General features: G+C 63.8%; 8 protein-coding genes. 7 read left to right on the top strand and 1 reads right to left on the bottom strand.

Features of this window, described 5'->3' with window-relative positions:
* Positions 1-15: 15 nt before the first annotated feature.
* Genes G5332_RS04105 through G5332_RS04080 form a run of 6 tightly spaced genes read left to right on the top strand, consistent with a single transcriptional unit; the run spans position 16 to position 8,473 of the window.
* Positions 16-1,053: an efflux RND transporter periplasmic adaptor subunit gene (locus tag G5332_RS04105; RefSeq protein WP_421311135.1), complete on the top strand. Its 1,038-nt coding sequence runs from the start codon at positions 16-18 to the stop codon at positions 1,051-1,053.
* Complete coding sequence (locus tag G5332_RS04100; protein WP_335849298.1) at positions 1,046-4,210, top strand: efflux RND transporter permease subunit; 3,165 nt, start codon at positions 1,046-1,048, stop codon at positions 4,208-4,210. The genes G5332_RS04105 and G5332_RS04100 overlap by 8 nt, the downstream gene beginning before the upstream one ends.
* Positions 4,211-4,237: 27 nt before the next feature.
* Positions 4,238-5,377: an efflux RND transporter periplasmic adaptor subunit gene (locus tag G5332_RS04095; protein ID WP_227340905.1), complete on the top strand. Its 1,140-nt coding sequence runs from the start codon at positions 4,238-4,240 to the stop codon at positions 5,375-5,377.
* The gene (locus G5332_RS04090) at positions 5,370-6,059 is read left to right on the top strand and encodes an ABC transporter ATP-binding protein (protein WP_227340904.1); all 690 of its coding nucleotides are present in this window, start codon (positions 5,370-5,372) and stop codon (positions 6,057-6,059) included. Before G5332_RS04095 ends, G5332_RS04090 begins: the two co-directional genes overlap by 8 nt.
* The gene (locus G5332_RS04085) at positions 6,060-7,274 is read left to right on the top strand and encodes an ABC transporter permease (protein WP_227340903.1); all 1,215 of its coding nucleotides are present in this window, start codon (positions 6,060-6,062) and stop codon (positions 7,272-7,274) included.
* Positions 7,274-8,473: an ABC transporter permease gene (locus G5332_RS04080; protein WP_227340902.1), complete on the top strand. Its 1,200-nt coding sequence runs from the start codon at positions 7,274-7,276 to the stop codon at positions 8,471-8,473. The genes G5332_RS04085 and G5332_RS04080 overlap by 1 nt, the downstream gene beginning before the upstream one ends.
* 51 nt (positions 8,474-8,524) lie before the next feature.
* Here G5332_RS04080 and G5332_RS04075 read toward each other — a convergent pair whose 3' ends face one another.
* Positions 8,525-10,987 carry a diguanylate cyclase domain-containing protein gene (locus G5332_RS04075; protein WP_421254201.1) on the bottom strand — a complete coding sequence of 821 codons (2,463 nt, stop codon included), beginning with the start codon at positions 10,985-10,987 and terminating at the stop codon, positions 8,525-8,527.
* Positions 10,988-11,417: 430 nt separating this feature from the next.
* Here G5332_RS04075 and G5332_RS04070 point away from each other — a divergent pair, with 430 nt between their 5' ends.
* Positions 11,418-12,434 (top strand): lipoate--protein ligase A, encoded by a 1,017-nt coding sequence (locus G5332_RS04070; protein WP_421249151.1) that lies wholly within the window; start codon positions 11,418-11,420, stop codon positions 12,432-12,434.
* The last annotated feature ends 192 nt before the right edge of the window (positions 12,435-12,626 follow it).

Raw genomic sequence — 12,626 nt, 5'->3', positions numbered from 1 at the left:
GGAAGGAGGATTATCATGGAACAGATCCGCGTGCTGGGGGCCACCATGCTGGCCATGGTCTCCGCTCTTGTCTCTCCGATAACATGGTCTGCCGAGGCGAATGGCGATGCAACCCTGACCCTTGCCCCTCGTCAGGTGACTGACTGGCTGACGCTGGATGGCACCGTCAGTGCCATCAATCAGGGGACGGTGGCGGCCCAGACCAGCGGCCGGGTCTCCCGCATGCTGGTGGATGTGAACGATCAGGTGCAAACGGGGCAACCGCTGCTGGAGATCAGCGGCAAGGAGCAGTTTGCCGCCGTCACGGGTGCCGAGGCGCGGCTGGCGCGGGCGCAGGCTCAGCAAGTGGAAGCCGAGCGCCAGCTCGCCCGCTTTCAGGCGCTGATTGCCAAGGGGGTGATCACCCGCGCCCAGCTCGACAATGCCCAGGCGACTGATCGCGCCGCCCGCGCCGAGGTCAATGCGGCCGATGCGGCCCTCACTCAGGCCCGCGAGGCCTACGGTTATACCCGTATTCTGGCCCCTTACGCCGGAGTGGTGACCAAACGGCTGGTAGAGCTGGGGGAGACTGTCGCCCCCGGCACCCCTCTGCTCTCCGGCTTCTCCCTAGACACACTGCGGGTGGAGGTGGAATTGCCCCAATCCGCCCTGACGCTCGCTCGGTCACCTGCTGATGTGCAGGTGCTGCTGCCGGATGGCAAGTCTGTTATCCCGGTCAAATTGACCCGCTTCAACTATGCCGACAGCCAGAGCCACGCCTTCAGGTTGCGCCTCGACTTGCCGCCGCAAACCACCGGGGTATTGCCCGGCATGTGGCTCAAGGTGCAGCTCAAGCAGGGTGAACGTCAGGTGTTGCAGGTGCCGGATCGCGCCCTGCTGCGGCAAGGGGAGTTCAACGGTGTCTATCTGCAACAGCCCGCTGGCTGGGCCCTGACGCCGGTGCGGGTAGGCCATTGCTTTGAAGGGCAGTGCGAGATCCTGGCCGGTCTGCAAGCCGGTGACAAGCTGGCCCCCGATGGCTGGGCGCAGCAGCAGGAGATGGCCCATGAGTAGCGAACTGAACAGCAACAAGGAGAGGCTGGGGCCTGCCGGTCGGCTGGCTGCGCTGTTTCAGGGCTCGGCCATCACTCCGCTGCTGGCACTGGTGGGGCTGCTGCTCGGCCTGTTTGCAGTGCTGGTGACTCCCAAGGAGGAGGAGCCGCAGATCGATGTCACCTTCGCCGATGTCTACATTCCCTTCCCGGGGGCCAGCCCGGCTGAAGTGGCCTCTCTCGTCACCACCCCTGCCGAGCAGGTGGTTTCCCAGATAAAGGGCATTGATACCCTCTACTCTTTTTCCCAACCCGATGGCGCCCTGCTGGTGGTGGTATTCAAGGTAGGGGTGAGCCGCGAACAGGCCATCGTCGATCTCAACAACCAGCTCGACTCCAACCGCGACTGGTTGCCACAGGGGATCGGAGTCGGTCAGCCGCTGGTGAAACCCCGGGGGATCGATGATGTCCCTATCGTCAGTTTGACCTTATGGAGCAAAGAGGGGAGCAAGCAACTGGGGGCTCCCGAGTTGACCCAGGTCGCCCATGAGCTGGAGACCGAACTCAAGCGCATTCCCGGTACCCGCGATATTTACACGCTGGGCAGCCAGAGCGCCGTGTTGCGGGTGATGCCGGATCCGGCGGCCCTCAGCGCCCACGGCATCAGCTGGGGCGATCTGAGCCAGCGACTTGCGGCCGCCAATCAGGTGGGCCCGACACAGGCCATCGAGCAAGATAACCGGGAGATCAAGGTGCAGGTCGGGCAGTTCCTGCAAAGTGAGCAGGAGGCTAGAGAACTGGTGGTGGGGCTGCACGACGGCAAGCCGGTCTATCTGGGAGAGGTGGCCAAGGTCTCTCTGGGTCAGGAGACTCCGACCAAGCGCAGCTGGATGGGGCTGGGGCAGGCCAGTTATCCGGCGGTGACCCTGGCCATCGGCAAACAGCCGGGCCAGAACGCGGTTGATGTGGCCAAGCGGGTGGAGGCGCGGGTCGAGAGTTTGCAGAACCGACTGATCCCTGCCGGGGTCAAGGTGACGGTGACCCGGGACTACGGCGTTACCGCCGAGACCAAATCCAACACCCTGATCGGCAAGCTGATTTTTGCCACCACGGCGGTGGTGCTGCTGGTACTGGTGAGCATGGGTTGGCGCGAGGCGCTGGTAGTTGGCGTTGCCATCGTCATCACCCTGGCGCTGACCCTGTTTGCCAGCTGGGCCTGGGGCTTTACCCTCAACCGGGTGTCGCTGTTTGCGCTGATCTTCTCCATCGGCATTCTGGTGGATGACGCCATTGTGGTGGTGGAGAACATCCACCGCCATCGCGGTTTGGGCAAGGGGGCGCTCAAGGATCTGATTCCGGGGGCGGTGGACGAGGTGGGGGGGCCGACCATACTGGCGACCCTGACCGTCATCGCGGCCCTGTTGCCGATGGCCTTTGTCAGTGGCCTGATGGGCCCCTACATGAGCCCCATCCCCATCAATGCCAGCATGGGGATGCTTATCTCCCTGCTGGTGGCCTTTATCTTCTCCCCCTGGCTGGCGAGCCATTTGCTCAAGGATTCGGCGCACGGTGCCCACGGCGAGGCCAAGGCGGGTCTTTTTCACCGGCTGATGACCCCTTTCCTGATCGGTGATGGCGCCAAGCGCGCCAGACGCAAGCTCTGGCTGGCGGTGTTGCTGCTGGTCGGGGCGGCTACCGCCATGCCGGTGGTGCAGTGGGTGGTGCTCAAGATGCTCCCCTTTGACAACAAGTCGGAATTTCAGCTGGTGCTCGATATGCCGGAGGGGGCGACCCTGGAGCAGACCGAGCGCACCCTGCTGGCGGTCGGGCGGGAGCTTGCCAAGGTGCCCGAGGTGAAGGATTACCAGATCTATGCCGGTACCGCGGCCCCCATCAACTTCAACGGGTTGGTGCGTCACTACTTTATCCGCAGCGGCGCCAACGTGGGGGATATTCAGGTCAATCTGGTGGACAAGCATGAGCGGGATCGCAGCAGTCACCAGATTGCCCAGTCGGTTCGGGAGCCGCTGCAGGCCATCGCCAGTGCGGCAGGGGGTAACCTGAAAGTCGTTGAGGTGCCGCCCGGCCCGCCGGTCTGGTCCCCCATCGTTGCCGAGATCTATGGCCCGACTCAGGCCGCCCGCGAAGCGGCGGCGCGCGCCGTACAGGCCCGTTTTGTGGCCACGGCGGATCTGGTGGATGTGGATATCTATCTGACCGACCCGCAGCCCAAGTGGCGGCTGGTGGTGGATCGCAGCAAGGCGACCCTGCTCGGGGTCGATCTCGGGGATCTGGTGAATACCCTCAATGGCGGGGTGGGTTATCAGGATGCCAGCTGGCTGCAGGGGCACGGCGCCAAGTATCCGGTGCCGATCCGCATCGAACTGGCTCCCGGTGACAAACGGGATCTGGCGGGCGTACTGGCCCTCAAGGTGCGCAGCCAGAGCGGCCAGCTGGTGCGGGTCTCCGAGCTGGTGAGTCGCCGTGATGAGGTGGCCCCCAGCTATATCATGCACAAGAACATGCAGCCCATGGTGATGGTGGTGGCCGACATGGGCGGCCATACCGACAGTCCGCTCTACGGCATGTTTGCCGCCAGTGCCGATATCGACCTGCCCCAGTATTACGTGCAGCAGCCCGACAAGTTGGGAGAGGTGGCGCTGTTGTGGGACGGTGAGTGGAGGATCACCTACGAGACCTTCCGCGACATGGGGCTAGCCTACGGGGTGGGGATGATCCTCATCTACCTGCTGGTGGTGGCCCAGTTCCGCTCCTATCTGGTGCCGCTCATCATCATGGCCCCCATTCCGCTCACCCTCATCGGGGTGATGCCGGGCCACGCCCTGCTGGGGGCCCAGTTTACCGCCACCTCGATGATCGGGATGATTGCTCTGGCCGGGATCATCGTGCGCAACAGCATCCTGCTGGTGGACTTTATCGAGCAGCAGCGCAGCGCCGGAGTGGCGTTCGAGCAGGCGGTGATCGAAGCGGCACAGGTGCGGGCCAAACCCATCATGCTGACGGCGCTGGCGGCGATGATCGGGGCCCTGTTTATCCTCGATGATCCCATCTTCAACGGACTGGCCATCAGCCTGATTTTCGGGATCCTGGTCTCCACTTTGCTCACCCTGGTGGTGATACCCTTGCTCTATTATGCCCTGCTCTCCCGACGCTCATGACGGGAGTCACTAGCGAAAGGATGCGCGATGAAGAGAGGTTGGTTGTGGTGGGGAAGTGGCGCCGTGGTGGCGGTGGCGGCTGTGGCATGGTGGTGGCGACCGCAGCCGACGCCGATCAGGCTGGCTGAGGTCGGGCGGGGGGATGTGCTGGTCACCGTGGTCAACACCCGGGCTGGCACCATCAAGTCGTGTCAGCGGGCCGGACTCAGTCTGCCCGGTGGCGGCGTGGTGGAGCAGATCGCCGTCAAGGCTGGGGAGCGGGTAGCCCGGGGAGATCTGCTGCTGACCCTCTGGAGTGACGACATTCACGCCGATCTTGCCCGTGCCCGTGCCCAGCAGGCCCTCGGCAAGACCCAGCGCGAGGAGCGTTGCAGCGAGGCGGCCTACTACGAGCGGGAGGCCAACCGGCTGGCCACCTTGCTGGCCAAAAATCTCACCTCCCGCACCCTCGCCGAGCAGGCCCAGAATCTGGCCGATACCCGCCGCTATGTCTGTCAGGCATTCCGTCAGCAGGAGCGGGTCGACGAGGTGCAGGTCGCCCAGGTGGAGGCTCGCTTGAGCGAGCGTCGTCTGCTGGCGCCGTTTGCCGGAGTGGTGGCGGAGGTCAACAGCAAGTTGGGCGAATACATGACTCCCTCACCGCCCGGAGTGGCCATGCCTCCGGTGATCGATCTTATCGACGATCGCTGTCTGTATGTCTCAGCCCCCATCGATGAGGTGGATGCTGCCCGCCTCAAGGTGGGCCAGTCTGCCCGGGTGCTGCTCGACGCCATGCCCGGGCGCGATTTTGCCGCCACCGTCACCCGTATCGCGCCCTATGTGAAGGAGCTGGAGAAGCAGGCCCGCACCGTGGAGGTGGAGGCGGCGCTCACTGCCCTGCCCACCGATGTCCCCCTGCTTATCGGCTACAGCGCCGACCTTGAGGTCGAAGTGACCCGCGCCACCGATGTGCTGCGGGTAGCGGCCAGCAGCCGGGCCGACGATGGTAGCGTGTTGCGGCTGGAAGGGGATAAGCTGGTGCGGGTGGTGCCCCGTTGGGGCGTGGAGAACTGGAACTGGATTGAAGTCGCCGAGGGACTCGCCGTCGGTGATCGGCTGGCAGCCCAGCCCGGACAGATTGTCGGGGAGGGCCCTTTCAGCGCCGCCACGGAACAAACGGATGAGTGATCTCATTCGCCTCGAGGCCGTCAGCCGTCGTTTCACTCTGGGGGGGAGCGAGGTGGCCGCCCTCGATCGCGTCTCCCTGCGGGTTGCCGAGGGGGAGTATCTGGCGGTGATGGGCCCCTCGGGCTCCGGCAAATCGACACTACTCAATGTGCTGGGGCTGCTGGATCGGCCAGACGAGGGGCGCTACTGGCTGGGAGGGGAGGACACCGCCACCCTGTCAGAGCCGGCGCTGGCCCAGCTGCGCGGTCATCGCATCGGCTTCGTGTTCCAGTCGTTTCACCTTATCTCCCGCCTCACCGCCCGTGAAAACGTCGAGCTGCCGCTGATGTTGTGCAGGATCGCCCCCGCCGAGCGCCATCGCCGCAGCCAGCAGTTGCTGGGGGAGCTGGGGCTGGAGAACCGGGCCGGACACCGCCCTGCCGAGCTTTCCGGTGGTCAGCGTCAGCGGGTAGCCATCGCCCGTGCCATGGCGATGGCGCCGCGGCTGATCCTGGCCGACGAGCCCACCGGCAATCTCGACTCCCGCTCCGGGGAGGAGGTGATTACCCTGCTGGAGGGGCTCAACCGGGAGCAGGGGATCACGCTGGTGGTAGTGACCCACGATCCGCGCCTTGGTGAGCGGGCGGGCAGGCGGATCCTGATGAACGATGGCCGCATCAACATTGATAGCGGCGGTGGCTGAATGCGGCGGCCCGATGTGATCCGCTTTGCCGCCGTGGCGTTATTGCGTCAGCGTTCACGGGCGCTGGTTTTGATCCTGGCGGTGAGTCTGAGCGTCACCTCCGTGCTGCTGCTCACCGCGCTGGGGGAGGGGGCGAGGCGCTATGTGGCCGACCAGTTCAGTTCCCTTGGCAAGGATCTGCTGGTGATGTTCCCGGGCCGCAAGGAGACCACCGGCGGGCTGCCGCCGGTCACTGGCAACAGTCTGCGGCAGATCACTCTCGATGATATGCACTACCTTGGCCAGCACCAGCCAAACGTGCGGCTGGTGCCGTTGGTGATGGGCTTTGCCGAGGCCAAACAAGGGGCGCGGCTGCGCCAGACTATGCTGCTTGGCAGCAGCAACGGGCTACGCGATACCCACGGGCTGGAACTGCTCTCCGGCCGCTGGCTGCCAGGGGATGCCGCAGAGGATCGACCGGCCGTCCTGCTCGGGGCCAAGGTGGCCCGTGAGCTGTTCGGTCAGGCCGATCCGGTCGGTCAGTGGCTGCGTTTTGACAATCGCCGCTTTCGGGTGGTGGGGGTCTTCACCAGCCAGAGCAGCAATCTGGGGATGGATATGGCCGAGGCGGCGCTGATCCCGGTGGGTAGCGCCATGCGGCTGTTCAACACCGAGGGGCTGTTTCGGCTGCTGATCCAGCCGCTGGCGGGACAAGCAGTGCCCCCGCTGGTCAAGCGACTGGAGCAGCTGATGCAGGCGCGCCACGGGGTGCTCGATGTAACCGTGGTGCGCCGTGACGCCATGCTGGCCACCTTCTCCACCATTCTCTCGACCCTCACCCTGGCAGTTGCCGGCATCGGCGCCATCAGCCTGCTGGTCTCCGGCATCATGATGATGAATCTGGCGCTGATCAGCACCCGCCAGCGCACCGGCGAGATCGGCCTGCTCAAGGCGCTGGGTGCCGATAGTCGCCAGATCCGCCAGCTGTTTTTGTGGGAGGCGCTGCTTCTGAGCGGCAGTGGCGCGCTGTTTGGCACTGTGTTGGGCTATGCCCTGGTTGGCCTCGCCGGAGTGATTTGGCCCGGATTTCCGGCGGCAGTCCCTCTGCTCGCTACTTTCTGCACCATACCGGCGGCCCTGCTGACCGGGATGTTTTTTAGCTGGCTGCCCGCCTCCCGTGCAGCACGGCAAGATCCGGTCAGCAGCCTGCGCTGCGGGCAGTGGAGCGGTGGCTGATGCGCGCCGCTGATCTGTTGTTCTGGCTCTGGCGTGCCTTGCTGGCGGGGCGCAGTCGCAGCCTGCTGTCGGCGCTCGGCATTGCCATCGGGATCGCCTCGGTGACCCTGCTCACCGGCATCGGCGAGGGGCTCAGGCTCTATCTGCTCGACAGCTTCTCCCAATTTGGCACCCGGTTGATCGCCGTGACCCCGGGCAAGACCGAAACCGCAGGCGGCCCGCCCGGCATCCTCTCCAGCAGCCGTCCCCTGCTGCTGGAGGATGCCGATGCCCTAGCCAGATTGGCAGGGGTAGAGGCGGCGCTCCCTGTGGTGCAGGGGCAAGGGGAGGTGCGCAGCCGCGGATTGACCCGCAGCACTGCCATTCTGGGCACAGGTTCGGCGGCGCTCTCCGGCTGGCGACTCACCCTGGTGCTGGGACGTTTTCTGCCCGCGGACGACAGTGCCATGCCCCGCGCCTATGCGGTGCTGGGGGCCAAGGTGGCGGCTGAGTTGTTTCCCGGCGGAGATGCGCCGGGCAGTCTGCTGCGGGCCGGTGATCGCCGTTTTCGGGTGGCCGGCGTGCTGGCGCCCAAGGGGCAATTTCTCGGCTTTGATCTGGATGACATGATCTATCTGCCCGCCGCTCACGCCCAGGCGCTGTTCAACAAGGAGGGGCTGCAGGAGATCGACGTCATCTATCGCGCCGGGCAGATGGAGGCCGATATCACCGCCCAGATCCGGCGGGTGCTGATCGCCCGCCACGGCGCCGAGGACTTCACCCTCACCTCCCAGCAGGACATGCTGACCAGCCTCGACAAGATCCTCTCCATCATCAAGCTGGCGGTTGGCGGGCTCGGCATTATCTCGCTGCTGATCGGGGCGGTCGGCATCTTCAGCATCATGAGCATCGCCCAGCAGGAGCGGATCCCTGAAGTGGGCTTGCTGATGGCGTTGGGTTGCCCACGGCGGCGCATTCTATTGTTGTTCCTGCTCGAAGCCGTGGTGTTGGCGCTGCTGGGCGGGGCCATGGGACTGGCCCTGCTCGGGGGGCTCAAGCTACTGCTCACCCTGCTGGCGGCCGGCTTGCCACTCACCCTCCATCCTCTCTATCTGCTGCTGGCGCTCGGTTGCAGCGCTCTGGTGGGTCTGCTGGCCGGGGTCGCTCCTGCACTGCGGGCAGTGCGTCTCGACCCCGTGGTGGCCCTGCGCGGTGACTAGGTCGCCCCTTCCGCAAGAGGCGCATTACGCTCGGGTCTGAGCAGAGGGGGACTAGGCGACCACCTCCGAAACCGACAGGCTGCGCTCAGATCTGAACAGGGGGAAGTAGCGGCGATCCGCCTGACTCATGTGGCCGACTACCAGCTCCTGAATGATGAAGTTGAGCAGCTCGTCGTTGCCCAATGTCCCCGCTTTGGCGGCGTGCAGCAGTTGGCTCGCCTTGTTGAGCAGGCGCTGGTGATCCTGACGGTGGCTGACGAGTTCCCGATAGTCTATCTCCGCCAGCATCTGCTCTTCAAAGGCGAAGTGGTGACGAGCCATGTCGAACAGGCTCTCCAGACTCTCCAGAAACGGGGCCGGATCCTCGTGCTGATCTTTCATCCGCTCCAGCAGCCGGTTGGTCAGCACGAAGAGCTGGCGATGCTCGGCATCGATGCGCGGGTGACCGCACTCGTGGCCGGGTTGCCACAGCAGGGCGCCCTGCTCGGGATCAAGGCCTTCGGTATAGAGGCAGACCCGGCCGCGGCCGCGATTCTTCGCCTGATACATGGCCTGATCGGCGTGGTGCATCAGGGTCTTGGCATCCTCCCCGTGCTCGGGGTAGAGCGCCAGCCCGATACTGCTGGAGATGAGCAGCTCCTGCCCCTCCAGCTGGAACGAATGGCGCAGCTGCTGGTGCAGCTTGTCGGCTACTGCCAGCACTTCGTCGCCGGTCTCCGGCAGCAAGATAACGAACTCGTCGCCCCCCAGCCGTGCCACCAGATCCTGTTTGCGCACGCAGTGGCTCATCCGCTCGGCCACCATATTGAGCAGAATATCCCCGGTCTCATGACCGAAGGTGTCGTTGATCGGCTTGAAGTGATCGAGATCGATAAACATCAATGCCAGCGGACGGGGCGTCTCCTGCTCCATCAGCTCCTTGAGCCGTTGCTGCAGCAAGCGGCGATTGGGCAGCCCGGTGAGGGGGTCGTAGAAGGCGAGGCGGCGCATCATCTCCTCTCGCGCTGCCCGCTCGGTGATATCCCGGGTGACCCCGAGGATCGCCTCCGGCTGGGCATTGTGGTTGCCATGGAGGGTGGTGATGGTTTCGGTCGCCACCAGATGGCCATCCTTGTGGCGCAGCTGGGTGCGAATGACCCGGCGAGTCTGGTCATGCTCCCCCCGCTGCCAGGCCTCCAGGGTGGCGGAGATCTCCTCGCGCAGCAGTTGCCTTGAGGCATCCGGCAGCAGCTGTTTGAGGGGCAGGGCAAACAACTCGGGGGCTTCGTAGCCGCTCAGAGGGGCTATGGCCGGGCTGACGTAGCGAAAGCGCAAGCTGGCGGCATCCATGGTCCAGATCACATCGGCGCTGTTCTCCGCCACGAAGCGATAGTGCTGCTCGCTCTGGGCCAGTTCACGGGTCAGCCGCTGGCGATCCCGCGCCTCCTCACGCAGGCGCAGATAGAGGTGCAAGAAGATGCCGAGCAGGGTCATCAGGGTAAAGGTGATAAGCATGGCCACCGCCACGCTCTTGTCGAGCAGTTGCCGTTGCTGGCGCAGCCGCTCCTGCGCCGGGTCGTAGATAAAGCGGTCGAGGTTGGGCAATACCGTGAGCATGCCCGCCTCCAGATAGGTTTTGGCGATCTGCAGCCAGCGCTCCTGCTGCATGTAGCCAGGTTCGATCAGATCTGGCTGCATCAGCTCTCTGGTTTCGCGAGCCTCGAACTCCAGCTGTTCACGGCCAGCCCCGGTCGGGTACTGCTCCATGATCAGGTTGATCATCTCGTCGGGGTGGTCCATCGCATAGCGCCACCCCTTGAGGCTGGCCTGCTGGAAGGCGTAGACCCGATCCTGTCGGGTGATCAGCTCCCGTTCGGAGGTAAACAGGTTGTCGCCGTAGAAGTCGAAGTCGATGGTGCGCGGACTGAAAACCCGATAGGGGATCCCTTTTTGTTGCAGATAGAAGGGCTCGGTAGTGCTGTAGGCGCTGATGGCATCCACCTTGCCCGCCAGCAGTGCCTGTATCCCCTGTTTGTATGGGAGGGTTACCCAGTCGCGGCTGCGGGTCTGGTGAGAAAGGTAGGTCAGCAGCTCATTGGAGCCAGGCTCCAGCATCAGTCGCTTGTTGGCCAGATCGGCCGGGTTGCGAATATCTGGCCGATCCAGCGTGAGCAGAACCAGCGGCGAGTGCTGCAGCAGGGCGGCGAGCACCACCACCGGACGACCGGCAGCCCGATCCAGCAGCAGATCACTGCCGCTGATGCCAAACTGGGCCTTTCCCGAGATCACCTCGCTGACCACATCGGTGCGGGAGTCCGCTTCACGCAAGGTCACATGCAGACCGGCCTCCCGATAAAACCCTTTGGCGATGGCTGCGTAGTAACCGGCAAACTGGAACTGGTGCTGCCACGGCAACTGGACGATGACCTGCTCGCCGGCTCGCACGGGGGAAGAGGTCAGGGTCGTGATGACCATACTGACCAGCATTGGCATAAACCAGCTGAGGGGCTGGCGGGGGGCTGCGTTCTCCGTCATACAACCTTTCTCTCGGGAGCGGTGTCTAGGCTAGATTCAAGCAATTTTGTGTCACCTGCAAGGGGAGAAAAGGCGTTTGCAATGGGGTATAGGGGGGTTGGAAAGTCATTTTTGTGTCGTTCATCACACGGGATGGATACATGCCGTTTTTTTGCAAGTTATGTGACCAATAAGAGAGTCATATGGCCTATCGAAGTGGTCGCATTCTAGCCACTTTTTCCCGTTTTTATCGTTATCATTGTGGCTAAACTGCATTTTTTCCGTGGTTGCACGTCAAGCTGTGTCGTTATATCAATAGATACTTTTAGGGGGCGGTCAGGTGTGACGCAAATGTGTCGCGGCTGCTGAGCACCGGTTAATGTGCGACAGCTCAGTGATGGTACCCCGTCAGTGTTATCATGCTGCTCCCAGTTACGGATAAGGTCTTTTTATGTCCCGCTTGCGTCTGCTTGTCTCCGACTCTCACGATCCCCTGTTCAATCTGGCCGTTGAGGAGTGCATCTTCCGCCAGATGGACCCCGGCCAGCGGGTGCTGTTCCTCTGGCGCAACGCCAATACCGTGGTGATTGGGCGTGCCCAGAACCCGTGGAAGGAGTGCAACACCCGTCGCATGGAAGAGGATGGGGTCACCCTGGCGCGTCGCAGCAGTGGGGGTGGCGCCGTGTTCCACGACCTTGGCAACAGCTGCTTCACCTTCATGGCGGGCAAGCCGGAGTATGACAAGAGCGTCTCCACCGCCATCGTGCTGGACGGGCTCAAGCGATTGGGGATTGAGGCCTTTGCCTCCGGTCGCAACGACTTGCTGGTGGCGACCCCGGACGGGGAGCGCAAAGTATCGGGGTCGGCCTATCGGGAGACTCTGGATCGCGGATTTCACCACGGCACCCTGCTGCTGGATGCCGATCTCGGCCGCCTTGCCAATTACCTCAACCCCGACCCCAAGAAGCTGGCGGCCAAGGGGATCACCTCGGTGCGCAGCCGGGTGGCCAATCTGTGCGAACTGCTGCCGGGGATCTACCATCAACAGGTGAGCGAGGCGCTGCAGGAGGCCTTTTTCCACCATTACGGCGCGCGAGTTGAGCCCGAGCATCTCTCCCCGGTGCAGATGCCGGATCTGCCCGGTTTTGCCGAGACCTTCGCCCGTCAGCGCAGTTGGGAGTGGAACTATGGTCATGCCCCGGCCTTCAGCCATCTGCTGGAGGAGCGGTTCAGCTGGGGCGGTGTGGAGCTGCACTTTGATGTGGAGAAAGGGGTCATCACCCGGGCGCAGCTCTTTAGCGATACTCTGGAGCCGGCCCCGTTTGATCTGCTGGCGGCCGAACTGGCGGGTTGCGGCTATCGACCGGACGCTGTCGCCGCGCGTCTGCAGCCCTGGCTGGCGGCTTTCCCGCAGCAGCAGTGCGAGCTGGCGGAGTTTGCCGAGTGGCTGTTGACCTCCCTGCGTTGAGGGGGGGCACTGCACTGATGGCGGTCCGTTAGTGAGGGCGCTGTCAGCCAGGATGGGAGCAAGATCACGAAATATAAAGAGGCGCCTCAAAGGCGCCTTTTTGCCAGCCCTTGTCATGGCTGATACATGACAAAAAGTAGGGTAGGCCATTAGATATTGTCGCTGTAGGCCCCGCTGGTACAGGGGTATAAC

The sequence above is a fragment of the Aeromonas sp. 603757 genome (assembly GCF_049171255.1).
Lineage (GTDB): Bacteria > Pseudomonadota > Gammaproteobacteria > Enterobacterales > Aeromonadaceae > Aeromonas > Aeromonas veronii_A.
Note: the sequence above shows the minus strand (reverse complement) of the source record. Positions and strands in the feature narration are given on the sequence as shown.

Excerpts from the sequence above, each read along its gene's own strand:
- G5332_RS04105 (WP_421311135.1), top strand. The coding sequence starts at position 16 with ATGGAACAGATCCGCGTGCTGGGGGCCACCATGCTGGCCATGGTCTCC.
- G5332_RS04100 (WP_335849298.1), top strand. The coding sequence starts at position 1,046 with ATGAGTAGCGAACTGAACAGCAACAAGGAGAGGCTGGGGCCTGCCGGT.
- G5332_RS04095 (WP_227340905.1), top strand. The coding sequence starts at position 4,238 with ATGAAGAGAGGTTGGTTGTGGTGGGGAAGTGGCGCCGTGGTGGCGGTG.
- G5332_RS04090 (WP_227340904.1), top strand. The coding sequence starts at position 5,370 with ATGAGTGATCTCATTCGCCTCGAGGCCGTCAGCCGTCGTTTCACTCTG.
- G5332_RS04085 (WP_227340903.1), top strand. The coding sequence starts at position 6,060 with ATGCGGCGGCCCGATGTGATCCGCTTTGCCGCCGTGGCGTTATTGCGT.
- G5332_RS04080 (WP_227340902.1), top strand. The coding sequence starts at position 7,274 with ATGCGCGCCGCTGATCTGTTGTTCTGGCTCTGGCGTGCCTTGCTGGCG.
- G5332_RS04075 (WP_421254201.1), bottom strand. The coding sequence starts at position 10,987 with ATGACGGAGAACGCAGCCCCCCGCCAGCCCCTCAGCTGGTTTATGCCA.
- G5332_RS04070 (WP_421249151.1), top strand. The coding sequence starts at position 11,418 with ATGTCCCGCTTGCGTCTGCTTGTCTCCGACTCTCACGATCCCCTGTTC.